The sequence below is a fragment of the Microbacterium sp. genome, from assembly GCF_051953575.1.
Lineage (GTDB): Bacteria > Actinomycetota > Actinomycetes > Actinomycetales > Microbacteriaceae > Microbacterium.
Genome location: NZ_JBQCIP010000281.1, coordinates 1 through 16803 on the forward strand (window position 1 = coordinate 1; position 16803 = coordinate 16803).

The following is a 16803-nucleotide window of genomic DNA, read 5'->3' on the forward strand; positions in this document are numbered from 1 at the left end:
TCGAACAGCGGGATCACGTACGCCTGCTCGGCGAGGTAGTCCTGCACGGCCTGCGACGCCTTGACGCGGGCGTCGGGGTCGGCGGTCGAGGCGACGGCGAGCAGCAGCTCGTCGAGCTTCGCGTCGTCCGACAGGAGCGTGTTGCGGTTCTTGGTGAAGTACTGGCTCTTGATGACGTCGAGGTCCGCGCGGCCGACCATCGAGTGGTACAGCGGGGTCTTGAGCGGGTCCTTGATGTCTTCGGCGTAGCTGCCGGCGTCGGCCGACTTGACGTTCAGCTCGACGCCGATCTTCTTGAGCTGCTGCGACACGAGCTCGAGCGTCTGCTTCGACAGCGGCTGAGGCTTCGCCTCGTAGACGTCGAGCGACAGGCGCTGACCGTCCTTCTCGCGGATGCCGTCGGCGCCCTTCTCCCAGCCGGCCTCGTCGAGGAGCTTCGCGGCCTTCTTCGGGTCGTACTCGTAGTACTTCGACTCGTCCTTGTAGCCGAGCGCCGAAGAGCTCAGTGCGGACGTGGCGCGGGGGTAGTTGCCGGTGAAGATGGTGTCGACGACCTCCTGGCTGTCGACGCCGGCCACGAGCGCCTGGCGCACCTTGATGTCGCTGAGGATCGGGTTCGTGAAGCGCAGGCTCAGCGAGTTGTTCACGCCGCGGGTCTGCGGCGCGTAGAGGTCGAAGCCGCCGGATTCGACGCGCGCCTCGTCGAACGCCTGCACGTAGCGGATGTAGTCGGCCTGCCCCGACAGCAGCGAGCCGATGCGGACGCTGTCTTCGGGCGTGACGATCAGGTGGATGGTGTCGAGGTAGGCGCGGCCCTGGTGCTCCAGGCTCGGCGGAGCCCAGTCGTAGTCGTCGCGCGCGTTGAGCGTCAGCTCGGTGCCGAGCTTCTCGTCGGTGATCGTGAACGGACCCGAGCCGATGATGTCGGCCGCGTTCCCGGCGCCGAACTCCTCCAGCGTGCGGTCCAGCGTCGCGGGCGACAGCAGGCCGGAGTTGATGGTCGACGTCGCCTGCAGGAAGCCGGGCGCCGGCGCGCTGAAGTGGAACGTCACCGTGTCGTCGTCGACGACCTCGCTCGACGCGTAGTTGTTGATCGCCTCCGAGACCGTGAGGCCCAGGGCGGGGTTGCCCAGTCCGTACGTGTCGAAGTTCTTGGCGACCGCGGCGGCGTCGAGCGGGGTGCCGTCCGAGAACGTGACGTCGTCACGCAGGTCGAACGTGTACTCGGTGGCGTCGTCGTTCACGGTCCAGTCGGTCGCGACCCACGGCTCGATCTCGAGCGTCTTGGGGTTCTGCCACGTCAGGCGCGCCGTGATGTTGTTGACCAGGCCGCCGTTCGGGTAGAAGCCGGCCTGCGGCGGGTAGAGGTTCGTGTAGGTCTGGTACTCGAGGTAGGTGAGCTCGCCGCCGGTGACCGGCTTGCCGCCGGCGTCCCCGCCGGAGGCGGCGGGCTGCTGCGACGCGCAGGCGGTGAGGGATGCCGCGGCGACGAGCACCGCGACGGCACCGGCGATGATTCGCGATGCGGGACGGGACATGTGGTTCTCCTGGGTTCGGGCTGTTCGGCAGGGGTGTGACGGCAACGCTAGGGAGCGGCATCCCCGCCCCTTCCTTCGCGACGTCACGGCCGTTCACCCGCCGCAAACGGGCGTCACCGGGGGTCACGCGGGGTAATACGCGCGGGGCGTCGAACGGACGGGCCCAACCGGACGAACTGGCGCTTCGAGAGCGTGATCAGACCGATCGAGCCCGTCGGTTTCACGCAGACGCGGTCAGCGCCGGCGCATGAGCGAGCCGCGGAGCACCCAGCGACAGGCGCTCGCGCAGCGTCGCACCCTGCCGGCCGATCAGACCGCGGCGGCGCAGCTCGGGCACGGCGAGCGCCGTGAAGGCCTCGAACTGCGCGGGCTGGAAGGCCGAGAGCACGTTGAACCCGTCGGCGGCGCCGGCGTCGCGCCAGCTCTCGAAGTAGTCGGCGATCACCGCGGGACCGCCGACGACGAAGTTGGCCGGCACGGCGTGCGCGGCAACCAGGTGCCGCCACGTGACGGGGTGGTCACCGGCGACATCGCGGTCGGTCCGCGCGCGGACGACGTCGAGGGTGCGCGCGGCGGGCTCGGCGAACGCCCCCGCCGTCGCGGTGGGCACGACGTCGTCGAGCGAGGCGGCGCGCACCGGGTCGTCCGCGGCGACGCCGGCGACGTCGAGGAACGAGGCGAGCGAGCGGTTCGCCGGGAACCCGGGGCGTTCCGCGTGCCCGGCTGCCCCGTCGTCCAGGGGCACGAGCAGCAGCAGCCGATCAACGATCGCACGGGCGGCGGCAGCCGTCTCGGCCACCACCGGCAGCACCGGCACGATGACCTTCAGGTCCTCGGGGTCGCGACCGGATGCCGCCGCCAGCGCCCGCAGCTCGGCCCGGGTGGCGGCGGCCACGGCCGGGTCGCCGGCAGCGATGAGCGCGAGGTCGGCCTCGGTCGCTGCCAGCGCACGGGAGCGCGGCGACGTGCCGGCGTTGACGATGGGCGGGTGCACCTGGGGCGGCCGGGCGACGTTGAGCGGCCCCTCGACACGCACCTGCGCGCCCTGGAACGCGGCGGCCCGCAGCCGCTCGGCGTCGATCAGCACGCCGCCGGCGGGATCGGCGATCCAGGCATCGTCGTCCCACGACTCCCACAGCAGCCGCAGCGCGCGCACGAACTCCTCGGCGCGGTCGTAGCGGGCCTCGTTGTCGGCGTGGGCGTCGCGGCCGTGGTTCGCGGCCGCGCGCGGCTCGGCGCCGGTGACGAGGTTCACCCCGCCGCGTCCGCCGGTGAGGAGGTCGAGCGACGCCGTCGCCCGCGCCGTCGCGTACGGATCGGCGTACGTCGAGTTCACCGTGGCGATGAGCCCGATGCGCTCGGTGATGCCGGCGAGGAACAGCACCGCGCTCACCGGATCGATGCGCGCCAGCAGGTACGGGTCGCGGAACTCCAGGTCCGGTCCGGTGGCGAGCCAGTCGCCGAAGAACAGGTAGTCGAGGTCGGCGTCCTCCGCGAGCTCCGCGACGCGGCGCAGCACCGCGGCGTCCGTCCGCGGGTCGGCGTGCGCACCCGGATGCCGCCACCCGGACGGATAGGCGCCGAGCGTGCGCACCATGGCGCCGACGATGAGGGGGCCGGTGGCGGCATCCGTCATACCGGCACCACGTCCAGCGACGGGGCCGCGCCGACGGCGGCGAGCCGGCCGCGCGAGCGCGACCACTGGCTCCAGGATCCCGGGTACACCACGACGTCGATACCGGCCAGCGCCCCGGCGAGCGCGGTGTGGGTGGCGGCGATGCCCGAGCCGCAGTAGGCGGCCACCGACACGCCGTCCGACACGCCCGCCGCGGCGAACTCGGCCCGGATCTCGTCCGGGCTGCGGAACTTGCCCGCGGTCAGGTGCACGGTCGTCGGCAGGTTCACCGCGCCGGGGATGTGCCCGCCGACGGGGTCGTGCGGCTCGGAGTCGCCGCGATAGCGGTCGGGCGCGCGCACATCGAGCAGCAAGCCGTGGTCGGGCCACTCCTCGACACCGTCGATGTCGGCGATGCCGTCGGTGATCTCGCCCAGCACGACGTCCCCGGGCGGGCGGGGCAGCACGTCGCCCGTGTCGAGGGGCAGGCGCTCCGCGAGCCAGCCGCGCAGGCCCCCGTCGAGCACGCGCACGTCGGCGATGCCCGACCGCGTCAGCACCCACCAGGCGCGGGCCGCGGCGACGGAGTGCACATCGTCGTACGTGACGACGATGTCGCCGTCGTGGATGCCCCACCGCCGGGCCGCGGCCTGCAGCTGCTCGCGCGTCGGAAGGGGATGCCGCCCCTCCCGCGGATCGCCGCGCCGCGCGAGCTCGTGGTCGAGATCGACGTACACCGCGCCGGGAAGGTGCCCGTCGAGGTAGGCGGGGCGTCCTTCAGGCTGGTCGAGGCGCCAGCGCACGTCGAGGATCCGTGGCGGGGTGCCGCTGCGGATGAGATCGGCGAGCTCGGTCGGCGAGATGAGTGGGGAAGGCATGGGGTCATGCTCGCTCCGCGCCGCCGCACCCGGAACGGTGTGACGACATATGCCGCGACCGGGCGTCATATGCCGCGATACGGCGTCATGCGACGTCACACGGCGTCACCCTCGGCGAGTGACGCGCACGGCGTGATCGTGCTCCTACGATCCGGGGAGGACGTCAGGAGGACCGGATGCCGCACACCGAGGAACCCCGCCCTGCGAAGCCGCTGCGCGGGCTGCGCGCACGCCGCGCGATCGCCGGCCTCGCCGTCGCGGCGGCCGCCGCTCTGCTCGCCGGATGCGGCACGGGGGTCTTCCCGATGCCGACCGCACTGCCGACGGATCTGCCCACCGTGCGGCCGACGGACCTGCTGCCGACGCGGAGCCCGTCGCCGACCCCGGCGCCCGAGCCGACGCCCACGCCGACGCGCACCGGCATCCTGCCGCCGCTGCCGACGCCGACCGTCGCGCCCGAGCCGACCCCCACGGAGGAGCCCGCGCCCGAACCCACCCCGACGGTCGCGCCCGAACCCACGGTCGTCCCGGTGCCTGAGCCGACCGTGACACCGGCGCCCACGACCACGCCGACTCCCACGCCCACGCCGACGCCGACCGCCACGCCGACGCCCACGCCGACCGCCACGCCGACCGTCACGCCTACCCCGACGCCCACGGCTGATGCATCGGACGCCGCCGCGGCCACGGCGAGCTGGGTGCCCTGGGTCGTGCTGCTGGTGCTGCTCGTCGGCGGCGCCGTCACCTACCTGATCGTGCGCCGCCCGCGGCGCCGCGGGCCGACGCCTCCCGCCTAGCGGCGACGGTCAGCCGCGCAGCGCGAGGACGAAAGGCAGCACCGCGTTCGCCCCGGCGCGGCGGAGCTCGCGTGCGGCGACGGTGAGCGTCCAGCCGCTGTCGACGCGGTCGTCGACGAGCAGCACCGGTCCCGCGGGCACGTCGAGGCCGTCAGTCGAGAACCGGCCCCACACGCCGGCGACACGGAAGGCGCTGTTGCCGCCCGCCTGGCCGGTCGGCCCGCCGTCGACGAGGGCGAGCTCCCCGAGGTACGGCAGTCGCCCGATGCCCGCGAGACCCCGCGCGAGGGAGTCCACCAGCTGCGGCTTCGTCCGGGACGGGATCGCGACGACCGCCACCGGCCGGTCGTCCCACCTCCAGTCGGCGAGCACCCGCACGCACGCGGCGAGCACGTTCTGCGGCACCGGCTGGTCGTCGGCGCCGGCGGCGAACAGGTCGCGCATCGCACCGCCCCAGCCGAGGTCGGTGAGGCGAGCGAGGGCGCGGCCCTCGCTCGCCTGCTCGTCGGCGGGGATGCGCCCCTTGACGGCGACGCCGAGCCGGTCGGCGCCGGTGGGCCACTGCCGGCGCGGGTCGATCGGCACGCCGACGCGGTCGAGGGCCGCGGCGGCGGCATCCGAAGCCGTCGCCGCGATCTCGGTCGGGAACCACGTGCCGGCACAGTTGTCGCACCGGCCGCAGGGTGCGGCGGTGTCGTCGTCGAGCGAGCGCTGCAGGAACTCCATGCGGCAGCCGTCGGTCTCTTCGTACTCGATCATGTGCTGCTGCTCGGCGACGCGTTCCGCGGCGATCCGGCGATAGCGCTCCTCGTCGTACGTCCACGGCTCGCCCGTGGCGATCCAGCCGCCGCGGACGCGGCCGACGGCGCCGTCGACGTCGAGCACCTTGAGCAGCAGCTCGAGCGGCGTGCGGCGGATGTCGACGATCGCCTCCAGCGCGGGCGTCGACAGCGGGCCATCGGCCTGCGCCAGCGCGGCGAGGACGCGCTCCGCCCGCTCACGGTCGGGCATGGAGACCGTCGCGAAGTAGTGCCAGATGTCACGGTCCTCGACGCCGGGCAGCAGCAGGACGTCGGCCGACTCGGTCGCGCGGCCCGCGCGGCCCACCTGCTGGTAGTACGACACCGGCGACGACGGGGCGCCCAGGTGCACGACGAAGCCGAGGTCGGGTTTGTCGAACCCCATGCCGAGAGCGCTCGTGGCGACGAGCGCCTTGACGCGGTTGTCTTTCAGCAGCGCCTCGGACTCCTCCCGCTCGTCCGTATCGGTCTGCCCCGTGTAGGCACGCACGTCGTACCCGCGCTCGCGCAGCAGCCGGGCGGTGTCGTTCGCCGCAGCGACGGTGAGCGTGTAGATGATGCCCGAACCCGGCAGGTCGGCGAGATGGCTGATGAGCCATGCGAGCCGGCTCGGCGAATTCGGCAGCCGCAGAACTCCCAGCCGCAGCGACGCGCGGGCGAGCGGACCGCGGATCGTCAGCACGCCGGGCCCGCCGACCCCTCCTGCGTCCGGCTCGCCACCGGCGTCGAGCTGCTCGGCCACGTCTGCCACGACCCGGCTGTTGGCCGTCGCCGTTGTCGCGAGCACCGGCACGCCGGCGGGCATGCGGGCGATGAGGTCGCGCAGGCGCCGGTAGTCGGGGCGGAAGTCATGGCCCCAGTCGCTGATGCAGTGCGCCTCGTCGACCACCAGCAGACCGATGCGCGCGACGAGCTGCGGCAGCTGCTCATCGCGGAAGGCCGGGTTGTTCAGACGCTCGGGCGACACGAGCAGCACGTCGACCTCGTCGGCATCGAGCTGCGCGAGCACGTCGGTCCACTCGTGCGCGTTCGTCGAGTCGATCTTCACCGCCCGGACGCCGGCACGGGCGGCGGCGGCGATCTGATCGCGCATCAGCGCGAGCAGGGGGGAGACCAGCACGGTCGGCCCGGCGCCGCGGCGGCGCAGGAGGAGCGTGGACACGAAGTAGACGGCGGACTTGCCCCACCCCGTGCGCTGCACGACGAGCGCCCGACGACGGTCGTCGACGAGCGCCTCGATCGCTTCGTACTGGCCCTCGTGGAAGTCGGCGTCGTCGCGCCCGACGAGCGCGCGCAGCACCTCGAGGGCTTCGGTGCGGGTGTCGGTCGTCGCGGTCACGGGTTCCACCCTGCCCCATGCCGCTGACATCCGCCCGTGGGCGAAGCGGAGCTGTGGAGCGCGCACCGAGGCACCCGCCTGGGCAGGAGCCGGCCCGTGCTACCGTGGCCGCGACGAAGGGAGGTCCCGTGCTCGACGCCATCGGCATCACACTGCGCGCCCTCGTCGAGCTGCTGGCGACGGTGATCCACCCCGCGCTCGAGCTCATCGCCGCCACCGCCCGGGCATTGTTCGTGACGGCTCCGCTGACCCCCGACACGGGGGCACTCGTGCTCGCGGTGACGCTCGTCGCCGCCCTCGCGGTGCTCGCCGTCGCGATCGCGCTGTTCCGCGCGCCGTCCCGCGCCCTCGCCGCCGGCGCGCACCCGCTCCGGGCGATCGCCGACGCGACCCGCCTTACGGCGTCGCACCCCGACGCGCCGGGTCACTCCCGTCCTCGCGCACCCGGCCTCGCGGCCCTGGCCGCGTAGTCCACCGCGCACGTCCCGCCGAGCGGGCGTCCGCCGGTGCCGTCGTGGCCGCACGTCACGAAACGACACCGGACGAACGGACACATCCTTGGACCTCTACGCCTTCCCGCCCATCGCCGCGATCCTCGACGCGGCCTACTCCCTGCTCATGCGGCTCATCGCGCTGCTCGACCCGGTCGCCGGGCCGGCCGCGGCTGCGGCATCCGTCATCGTCCTGACCCTGCTGGTGCGCGCCGCGCTCATCCCGGTCGGGATCTCGCAGGCCAGGGCCGAGCAGACGCGCAGCCGGCTCGCGCCGAGGCTGCGCGAACTGCAGAAGCGCCACAAGCGCGACCCCGAGCGGCTGCAGCGCGAGACCATGAAGCTCTACGCCGACGAGAAGACCTCGCCGTTCGCGGGCTGCCTGCCCATGCTCGCCCAGGCCCCGGTCGTCGCGATCGTGTACGCGCTGTTCCTGCACCCGGCCATCGCGGGTCACGCCAACACGCTGCTGGCCCAGCAGCTGTTCGGCGTGCCGCTGGGGCTCAGCGCGTTCGGCGCGGTGACCTCGGGCACCGCGACCCTCGCCACGGCCGGGGTGTTCGCGGGCGTGATCGCTGTGATCATCGTGGTCGCCGAGCTGACCCGGCGTGCGTTCCGTCCGCAGCCCGACGGATCCACGGATGCCTCACCCCTGGCCGGCGCCGGCATGGCGCGCATCGCCGGGGCCCTGCAGTTCACCACGGCGGTCTTCGCGCTGTTCGTCCCGCTGGCCGCGGCCCTCTATCTGGCCACGACGGTCGCATGGACGCTCGTGCAGCGCGTCGTGCTGCGGCGGCGGTTCCCGCTCGCGACGGCATGAGGTGCGGCATCCACCCCTCCGGGGTCACCCGGTCAGCTCCGTCCTCACCCGGTCAGCTCTGTGCCGACCCCGCCAGCTCTGCCGCCGGCATCCCCTTGCCCGCGCGCTCCGCGCGACGCAGTGCGGTGCCGAGTGCCAGGAACAGCAGCACCATGCCCGCGGTCAGCAGGATGTGCCCGGTGCCCGCGATGCCGGCGATCATCTTCGACGACTCCTGCCCGAGCACCGTCAGCGATCCGTGCCAGATGAGCATCGCGGAGGTCAGGACGACCCCGGCGTTGTACACCCAGAAGAACCAGCCGAACAGCTTGGACGCCGACAGCGTGAACACCTTCTCGAGCACGAGCACGATGAGCAGCACGACGAAGCCGAGGGTGAGCAGGTGCGTGTGGGCGAGTCCGAGCTGGGTCGAACCGCCCTCGGGGAAGTCGTTGAGCTTCGTGAACTCGCGGTAGAACAGTCCGGATGCCACCCCGGCGATCATGTAGGCGAAGGCGGCGTAGTAGAGCTTGCGCATAGGGGTCCTCTCGATGGTGATTCCAGCCTCGCCGCGCACGCGCTGCGGCGGATCCATCGAATGGTTGATCCCTGCGTCACTCCCCGGTCGGGCCGGCCTCTCGTCCCGCCGCGCGCCGCAGTCGCAGTGCGCCGAAGAGGCCGAGCAGCAGGAACAGCGAGGCCACGAGCAGCGCCCACCGGGTCGCGTCTGCGAATCCCGCGACGAGGGCGTCGACGACGGCCGGGGTCTGGTCCCCGAGCCGGCTGTCGGTGCCCTGTGCGCGCAGCTGGGCGATTGTCGTCCCGGCGGACTGACGCGTCGCATCGGCGACGGTGTCGGCCACCGACCCCGAGAAGCCCGCCGCGTCGAGCGATGCCGGCAGCGTGAGTGCGAGCGCGATCGACAGTGCCGCGCCCGCGAACGCCGTGCCGAGAGCGGAGCCCACCTGACGCACGGTGCTCTGGGTCGCCGACCCCTGGCCGGACTGGGTCACCGGGACGTCTCGCAGGACCGTGCCCGTCAGCTGGGCGGATGCCAGTCCCAGGCCCAGTCCGTAGACCACGAGCGGCAGCGCCAGCAGCCAGCCCGGCGTGGTCGCGCCGACGACGAGGGCGACGATCACGACGCCGACGACTTCGAGTGCGAGACCGATCAGCACCGTCCCGGGGGCGCCGAAGCGGGCTGCGACATGCCGCGCGGCGGCACCGGAGGCGAACGCTCCGAGCGCCATGGCCGCGAGCACGAGGCCGGCGCCCATCGCGTTCATGCCGAGCGCGTTGACGAGGTAGAGCGGCAGCACGAAGATGATGGCGAACTCGCCGACCGCGACCGCGCCCGCCGTGACGTTGCCCCACGTGAAGGTCGGCAGCCGGAACAGCGCCAGGTCGAGCAGGGCGGAGCGGCCGTTGCGCGCGCGGTGACGCTCCCACAGCACGAACAGCGTGAGGGCGACGACCGCGATGGCGAGCGTGATCGGGATCACCGAGATCGGGGCGTCCGCCGGCCAGGTCCAGCCCAACAGCTGGAACTCGGACTTCGGTGCCCACCAGCCGAGCTCGGGGCCTTCGATCACCGAGAAGACGAGCGCGCCGAAGCCGATCGCCGAGAGCAGTGCGCCGTCGACGTCGGCCCCGGGTCCTGGGGTCGCGCCCTTCGTCTCGGGTACGACGAGGAGTGCGGCGACGAGCACCAGCGCCCCGAGCGGCACGTTCACGAGGAAGACCCACTCCCACGAGGCGTACTCGGTGAGGGCGCCGCCTGCGAGGGGTCCGATGGCGGCCGCGCCCGAGATCACGGCGCCCCAGACTCCGAACGCGGCCGCGCGGTAGCGGCCGCGGAACACCGCGTTGACGGTCGACAGCGTCGACGGCATGATCAGAGCCGCGCCGACGGCCTGGACGGCGCGGGCGCCGATGAGGGGCCCCGACGCCTCTGCCACCGCCGCCAGCAGGCTCCCGGCGACGAATACGACGATTCCCGCGACGAACAGGCGCTTGCGTCCCCACCGGTCGGCCAGACGGCCGGTCGACAGCAGCAGCGCAGCGAGGATCGCTGCGTACAGGCTGCTGACCCATTGCGCGTCGGTCAGGTCCATCCCGAGGTCCGAGATGATGTCGGGCAGCGCGACGCCGACGATGGTGCCGTCCAGCACGATCATGCCGAGCCCGACCGAGAGGACGGCGAGCGCCATCCAGTCGCGGCGGGTGGGGGCCGTGACGGAGTCCGCGACGGTCATAGGATGCCTCTCTCCCGGGCGACGGCGACGGCCCGGGATCGGCTGTCGACGCCGAGCTTGCCGAAGATGTGCACGAGATGGGTCTTCACCGTGGCCTCCGTGACGAACAGGGTCTTGGCGATCTCGGGATTGGAGGCGCCGGTGGCCAGCAGCCGCAGCACGTCGAGCTCGCGCTCCGTGAGTCGCACGCGGGGGGCGCGCAGCACCTGCACGACCCGCGCGCTCAGCTCCGGGGTGAGCGCGAGCCGGCCCGCGGCCGCATCGTGCACGGCGCGGACGATCGCCTCTGGCGGGGCGTCCTTCAGCACGTAGCCCGACGCCCCGGCCTCGATCGCACCGAGGATCTCGGCGTCCCGGTCGAAGGTGGTGAGGATGACGACCGCCGGCGCTGGGTCGAGGGCGCGCAGCGCGGCGGTCGTCTGCACGCCGTCGGCGCCCGCGCCCAGGCGCAGGTCGCACAGCACGACGTCCGGAGCCAGATGGCGCGAGAGGGCCACGGCCTCTTCGCCGGTCGCCGCCTCGCCGACGACCTCGACGCCGCTCGATCCCGTGAACAGCGAGCGCACGCCGGTGCGGATGATCGGGTGGTCGTCGACGATGAGGATCCGGATGCCGCTCACCGCTCACCGCCCGTCGCGATCGGCACGGACGCCGACAGGGCAGCCCCCTGCCCTGGAGCGCTCTCGACGTCGAGCGTCCCGCCCAGCTCGCGCAGGCGCTCCCGGATCGCCCGCAGCCCGTAGCCGCCCTCGGGCCCGGCGGGCCGGGACGCCCAGCCGGTCGCGTCGAAGCCGATCCCGTCGTCGACGACGTCGAGGCGCACGGCGTCGCCCCCGTCGGACATCGTGACCACGACCCGGCCCGCGCGGGCGTGCAGCCGGACGTTGGCGAGCGCGGACTGCGCGGTGCGCAGCAGGGCGACCTCGGTCGTCACCGGCAGTGGCGGGAAGTCCTCGTCGACCCGCAGCTCGGTGCGGATGCCCGTCTCGTCGTGCAGGCGCACGAGCATGCGGCGCAGCGCGTCGGCGAGCGCCGCGCCCTCCAGCTGCGCGGGCATGAGCGCGTCGACGATGCGGCGGGTGTCGGCCAGGCCCTCGCGCGCGAGTTCCCCGATCTGCGAGAACGCTCGGGCGGCGGCATCCGGTCCCGCCGTGCCGGCGTCCGCGGCGGCGGTGGCGGATGCCGCGATCATGCCGATCGACGTGAGGCTCTGCGCGACCGTGTCGTGGACGTCCCGCGACAGACGGGTGCGCTCGGCGACCGCCCCGGCATCGCGCTGGGCGACGGCGAGCTCGTCCTGGAGCGCTGCGGTCTCTTGCTGCGCGGCCACCAGCGACGCGATGAGCCGCTGCCGCTCGCGCCCGTCGCGGACCAGTTCCAGATAGCCGCGCGAGATGCCGAGGGCGAACACGCCGCCGACCACCGGGCCGATGATGTTCGCGTAGCTCGTCGTGCCGGTGTGGGCGAGCGGAGCCGCGATGACCACGAGCAGCACGACGAGGCTGAACACGATGGCCCACCGCATCCGCATCACGAACCCCGCGAGCAGCCACAGCGGGAACGCGAGCCACACGAACTCGGGCGAGATCGCGACCGCTCCGACCCAGATGAGCGCCAGCCCGACGAGCCAGCCGGCGGCGAGGGCGTGGTCGCGCGTGCGCTCGCTCAGCAGCAGCCCGCCGAAGTACCAGCCGGCGAACACGACCGAGACCGCGACCACCCATGGCACGGGCGTCCCATCGGCGACGGCGCGCAGGGCGCCGATCACGATCAGGGCCGCCGTGATGACGGACTGGCCCACCCGGATCGAGCCGACCAGCCCCCGCCACGACCGTACGGTCGTCGGCGGAGCATCCTCAGCCGACGCGCTCGTGGAGAACTGCGGCATCCCCCGACACCCCTTCCTCTCCAGCGCGATCGCCTCCGTCGTGCGATGCGACGAGTCGCCCCGGCCACCACATCCGGTCGCCGATGAGCGAGAACAGCGCGGGCACCACGAGGGTCCGCACGACCAGCGTATCCACCAGCACCCCGACGCCGACGATGAGCCCGAGCTGCCCCAGGGTCACCAGCGGCAGAAGCCCCAGCGCGGCGAAGACGCCGGCGAGCACGAGACCCGCGCTGGTGATCACGCCGCCTGTCGCCGCCACCGCGTTCACCATCCCCGCTCTCGTGCCCACGACGCCGGCCTCGGAGCGCGCCCGGTGCACGAGGAAGATCGTGTAGTCCACGCCGAGCGCCACCAGGAACAGGAAGGCCAGCAGCGGCACCTGCAGATCCAGGGCGGTCCATCCGAACAGCACGCGTCCGAGCCAGGCGCCGGCGCCGATGGCCGCGGTCGCGCTGAGGGCGTTCACGAGCAGCAGCACCAGCGGAGCGACCACCGCCCGCAGCAGGACGAGCAGCACCGCGAGGGTCACGAGCAGGACCAGCGGGGCGATCACCACGAAGTCGCGCACGTTGGCGTCGCGGGCGTCGACCGCGGCTCCCGCCGGCCCGCCGACGAGGGCGGACCCGGAGGCCTCGTGCGCGGCATCCAGCACGTCCCGCACCAGCTGCAGACTCTCGGGCGAACCGGGTTCGGCGTCGCCGACGACGAGCAGCTTCACGAGCGAGGAGTCGTCGCTCTCGGCGACGAGGGAGGTCCGCTCCACACCGGGAACGTCGTCGATCGCCGTCGTGACGGCATCCGCGTCCGCCGCATCGACGATGACCACCATCGGCTCCGCCTCGCCCGCGGTGAAGTGGTCTCCCAGCACCTCGAGCCCGATCGCGGACTCGGACGGCACCCGGAAGCGCTCCGCCTGCGTCAGCCCGAGCTGCGTGCCGATGAGCCCCGTCGCGGCGACGGCGAGCAGCAGGATCCCCGCGACGACGGGAAGGACCGGACGCGCGACGACGCGGGCTCCCAGTGCACGCCACGCACCGACCCGCGGTGCCGTGCGTCCGGGGCGCGGGACGAAGGGCCAGAACACGCGCCGGCCGCACACCGCGAGCGCCGGTGGGAGCACGAGCAGCACCGCGGCGAGCGCGATCAGCAGCCCGAGAGCCGACGCGATGCCGAGCCCCCGCGTGCCGGGCACGACCGCCAGCAGCAGGGTGAGCAGCGACAGCACGACGGTGGCGTTCGACGCCACGATCGCCGGGAGGCTCGCCCGCCACGCGCGCGCGAGCGCGACGCGGTGATCGTCCTCGACCAGCAGCTGCTCGCGGTAGCGCGAGACGAGCAGCAGCGCGTAGTTGGTGCCGGCACCGAAGACGAGCACGCTCACGATGCCGGTGTCGAACTGGAGGTCGAGCGCCGTGCCGAGCGCCGCCGTCGCCTTGCTCGCCAGCTGATCGGCCAGTGCGACCACCACGAGCGGCACGAGCCACAGCACCGGCGAACGGTAGGTGAGGATCAGCAGCACCGCCACGATCCCGATCGTGACGAGCAGCAGGGTGAAGTCCGCACCGTCGAACGCCGCGGCGACGTCGACGCCGAACGCCGCGCCGCCGGTGACCTGCACCGACACCCCGTCGACCGGGTGGTCGGCGATCGTCGCCCGCAGACCGTCGACGGCGTGCTCGACAGCGTCTTCGGCGGCGCCGGGGTCGAGCGTCGACTGGATGACGGCCGCCTCGCCGTCCTCGCTCGGGATCGGCCCCCTGGACGTGCCTCCTGTCTCGGCGTCGATGACGGGAACGAGCGCGGCGATCCCGTCGAGGTCGTCCGCCGTGAGGGCACCGCCGTCGTCGCGGCTCGCGACGACGAGCAGCGTCTGCTCGTCGGCATCCGGGAACTCGTCCGCGAGTGCGGCGACCTGTCCGCTCTCGGACTGAGGCGGGACGGCGTCGCTGCCCGCGGCGAGATCCGCGCGGCCGAACACGCCGAGCAGGGCGACGAGGGCCAGGAGTCCGAGGGCGAGCGACAGCCACGCGCCGCGGCGCGACGTCAGGGCACGAGAGAGGGAGTCGGTGAACCGGTGCACCCCTCCACTTCACCCGCGGCCGCGATCGCGCGCGTCGGGCCCGCGATCGAGCCAGATGTCAACCGATCGATGGATGCCGCATCAGTCGTCGCGCGCGTGCAGCAGTCCGCTCACCGCGCCGAGCGCGGCCCCGACCAGTGTGTCGACGACCCGCTCCGCCGCGACGGCGACGGTGTCGACCGCCCCCGTGGCCGCGCCCGTGAGCAGCAGCACGAGCGGCGTGATGAAGACGAGCGCCAGCGCATAGTTGCGCACCACGAACAGCTCGATCGTGAACTGCAGCACCCCGAGCACGAGCGCGAGCCACAGCGCCGGCAGCGGCAGCGGCGCCAGCAGCAGATACACGCCGGCGCCGACGACGGTGCCGATCATGCGGTGCAGTCCGCGCGTGAACGCCGCCCGACGGTCGGCGGCGACGCCGATCACCGCGATCGCGGCGCCGACGATCCAGTACGCGCGGTCGGGGTCGATGAGAAGGCCCAGCGCGATGCCGACGACTGTCACGATGGCGACCCGGGCGACCAGCATCCGCTCGCCTGTCGACCATGCCGGCCCGGGGAGGATCTCGCGGAGCGTTCGCGCCGCAGACGTGCGCCTGCTCGGCAGGAGCAGCGGGGCGAGCGAGACGGCAGAGGCGAAGAGGATGCCGCAGGCCACCGTCACGACGTAGGCCGCGGCATCCGCCCCCGACGCCACGATGTGCGACGACAGCCCGTACACGAGGACCACGAACAGCGGGCCGGGCGGGCCCACGTGGAAGCCGAACATCGCGGCGGCGGCCGCGATGGAGACCACCGCGAGGCCGATCAGCGTGGCCGTCTGCGACGATCCGGCGAGCGCGCCGAACCCCGCGGCGGCCGCAAGGCCCCCCGCGACGAACGGAACCACCCGCACACGCTCGATCACCGGCAGATGCGTGCCGTAGAGCGCCACGAACGCACCGGTCGCCGCCTGGAACCCCAGGTCAGCGCGACCCATCAGCGACATCGCGGCGATCGGCACGGCCATCGCGATCGCCGCGCGCAACCCGATCGCCCATCGCGGCCCCGGCGCAGGGGCGAGCCGGAACAGACTGGCCAGCGCGTGGCGGAGCTCGGCCGAGAACCGGCGTGCGGGATCGTGTGGCGGCATCCGGACTCCTCTCCCCTCCATCCTTCCGCGTCCACACAGAACTTCCAACTGGAGGTTTTCTCGCGGCATCCCCGGTATCATCGGCGTATGACCGCCTCGCCCGACGACGCGCCCCGCACGCGGGGCCGCTACGCGAAAGGCATCGCCCGGCGGCAGGAGATCCTCGACAAGGCCATCGAGGTGTTCGCGAAGCGCGGCTCGCAGAAGACGAGCCTGCGCGCGATCGCCGAAGAGGTCGGCGTCACCCACGCGGCGCTCACGCACTACTTCGGATCGCTCGAAGAGCTTCTCGTGGAGGTCTACCGCGAGTCTCAGCGCAAGCCGAGCATCCAGAAGCTGGCGCCACCTGCGGACTCCAGCCCGGCCGCCGCGATGCAGGTCGCCGCCGAAGAGAACCGCGCGATCCCCGGTCTCGTGCAGCTGTACTCGACGCTCGTCGCGATGGCGCTCGAAGACAACCATCCCGCCGCACAGCAGTGGGCGACAGAGCGCTTCGCCCACCTGCGCAACGACATGGCCGAGCAGGTGCGTGGGCTGCAGGCATCCGGTCACCTGCGCGCCGACCTCGACCCGATGCTGGTCGCCGCCCTCGTGATCGCCGCGTCCGACGGCCTGCAGACGCAATGGCTTCTCGACGCGGACGTCGACCACGAAGCCGCACTCGAGATGCTCGACCGCCTGCTGCGCGGCGGCGCATCCGCCTGACCTGCCCCCGCGCCCGGCCCGCGGCATCCGATCCCCACCACCCCCTCGCGTCGAAGACGCGGTTCGTCGCCGAGCAACCCCGCCTTCAACGCGAACGGCATGGTCTCTCGGCGAGATACCGCGTGCCCTGCGAAACCATAAAGGCACCGCACGCCGACGAAAGACCGCGGGCCCGCCGGCGTGTGGCCGGCGGACCCGCGGGCTGCGTGCAGCGGTGATCTACAGCGTCGCCGCGAAGGGGTCGAAGCCCTCGGGCAGCAGCGGAACCGGCGCCACGGTGCTCTCGACGACGACCGTCGCACCCGTCGCGGCGGACTCCTGCGCAGAGAGCAGGATGTCGAGCACGTGGAAGCCGAGCTCACCCGACGCCACGTGCGGACGGCCCTCGGCGATCGCGCGCACCATGTCGAGCGCGCCGAGTCCACGACCGACCTGGACGTCGGCGTGCTCGATCTCGACCCACTCCTGCTCGAACGACATGCCG

At 73.0% G+C, this 16803-nt stretch carries 14 protein-coding genes and 1 pseudogene; 4 read left to right on the top strand and 11 right to left on the bottom strand.

Annotated features, from left to right (window positions below; translation table 11 throughout):
• From ACTHNQ_RS17590 to ACTHNQ_RS17600, 3 genes are all read right to left on the bottom strand, one after another.
• A partial coding sequence (locus ACTHNQ_RS17590) for a TIGR04028 family ABC transporter substrate-binding protein (RefSeq protein ID WP_440335240.1) occupies window positions 1–1538 on the bottom strand: 1538 nt, incomplete at its 3' end.
• A gap of 220 nt (window positions 1539–1758) precedes the next feature.
• Window positions 1759–3174 (bottom strand): NtaA/DmoA family FMN-dependent monooxygenase, encoded by a 1416-nt coding sequence (locus ACTHNQ_RS17595; RefSeq protein WP_440335241.1) that lies wholly within the window; start codon window positions 3172–3174, stop codon window positions 1759–1761.
• Window positions 3171–4031, bottom strand: a complete 861-nt coding sequence (locus ACTHNQ_RS17600) for a sulfurtransferase (RefSeq protein WP_440335242.1) — start codon at window positions 4029–4031, stop codon at window positions 3171–3173. Before ACTHNQ_RS17600 ends, ACTHNQ_RS17595 begins: the two co-directional genes overlap by 4 nt.
• A gap of 176 nt (window positions 4032–4207) precedes the next feature.
• On the opposite strand from ACTHNQ_RS17600, the gene ACTHNQ_RS17605 reads away from it, so the two are divergent.
• Window positions 4208–4828 carry a hypothetical protein gene (locus tag ACTHNQ_RS17605; protein WP_440335243.1) on the top strand — a complete coding sequence of 207 codons (621 nt, stop codon included), beginning with the start codon at window positions 4208–4210 and terminating at the stop codon, window positions 4826–4828.
• 9 nt (window positions 4829–4837) lie between these two features.
• Here ACTHNQ_RS17605 and ACTHNQ_RS17610 read toward each other — a convergent pair whose 3' ends face one another.
• Window positions 4838–6967: a DEAD/DEAH box helicase gene (locus tag ACTHNQ_RS17610; RefSeq protein WP_440335244.1), complete on the bottom strand. Its 2130-nt coding sequence runs from the start codon at window positions 6965–6967 to the stop codon at window positions 4838–4840.
• A 128-nt stretch (window positions 6968–7095) separates the two neighbouring features.
• Here ACTHNQ_RS17610 and ACTHNQ_RS17615 point away from each other — a divergent pair, with 128 nt between their 5' ends.
• Both ACTHNQ_RS17615 and ACTHNQ_RS17620 read left to right on the top strand, forming a co-directional pair.
• A complete protein-coding gene (locus ACTHNQ_RS17615; RefSeq protein WP_440335245.1) occupies window positions 7096–7437 on the top strand; it encodes a DUF6412 domain-containing protein in 342 nt (113 codons plus the stop codon).
• Between the two features lie 88 nt (window positions 7438–7525).
• Entirely contained in the window at window positions 7526–8278 is a 753-nt protein-coding gene (locus ACTHNQ_RS17620; RefSeq protein ID WP_440335246.1) for a YidC/Oxa1 family membrane protein insertase, read from the top strand.
• A gap of 52 nt (window positions 8279–8330) precedes the next feature.
• Here ACTHNQ_RS17620 and ACTHNQ_RS17625 read toward each other — a convergent pair whose 3' ends face one another.
• From ACTHNQ_RS17625 to ACTHNQ_RS17650, 6 genes are all read right to left on the bottom strand, one after another.
• Window positions 8331–8795, bottom strand: coding sequence for a DUF2871 domain-containing protein (locus ACTHNQ_RS17625; RefSeq protein WP_440335247.1), 465 nt, complete (start codon window positions 8793–8795; stop codon window positions 8331–8333).
• Window positions 8796–8871: 76 nt separating this feature from the next.
• A complete protein-coding gene (locus ACTHNQ_RS17630; protein WP_440335248.1) occupies window positions 8872–10512 on the bottom strand; it encodes an MFS transporter in 1641 nt (546 codons plus the stop codon).
• Window positions 10509–11132, bottom strand: coding sequence for a response regulator (locus ACTHNQ_RS17635; protein WP_440335249.1), 624 nt, complete (start codon window positions 11130–11132; stop codon window positions 10509–10511). The genes ACTHNQ_RS17630 and ACTHNQ_RS17635 overlap by 4 nt, the downstream gene beginning before the upstream one ends.
• The gene (locus tag ACTHNQ_RS17640; protein WP_440335250.1) at window positions 11129–12400 is read right to left on the bottom strand and encodes a sensor histidine kinase; all 1272 of its coding nucleotides are present in this window, start codon (window positions 12398–12400) and stop codon (window positions 11129–11131) included. Before ACTHNQ_RS17640 ends, ACTHNQ_RS17635 begins: the two co-directional genes overlap by 4 nt.
• A complete protein-coding gene (locus ACTHNQ_RS17645; RefSeq protein WP_440335251.1) occupies window positions 12369–14483 on the bottom strand; it encodes an MMPL family transporter in 2115 nt (704 codons plus the stop codon). Before ACTHNQ_RS17645 ends, ACTHNQ_RS17640 begins: the two co-directional genes overlap by 32 nt.
• 81 nt (window positions 14484–14564) lie before the next feature.
• Window positions 14565–15614, bottom strand: coding sequence for an FUSC family protein (locus tag ACTHNQ_RS17650; RefSeq protein ID WP_440335252.1), 1050 nt, complete (start codon window positions 15612–15614; stop codon window positions 14565–14567).
• Between the two features lie 87 nt (window positions 15615–15701).
• Here ACTHNQ_RS17650 and ACTHNQ_RS17655 point away from each other — a divergent pair, with 87 nt between their 5' ends.
• Window positions 15702–16319: a TetR/AcrR family transcriptional regulator gene (locus tag ACTHNQ_RS17655; protein ID WP_440335253.1), complete on the top strand. Its 618-nt coding sequence runs from the start codon at window positions 15702–15704 to the stop codon at window positions 16317–16319.
• 219 nt (window positions 16320–16538) lie between these two features.
• On the opposite strand, the pseudogene ACTHNQ_RS17660 reads toward ACTHNQ_RS17655, so the two are convergent.
• Window positions 16539–16803 (bottom strand): annotated as a pseudogene (locus tag ACTHNQ_RS17660) (Gfo/Idh/MocA family protein); the annotation flags it as partial.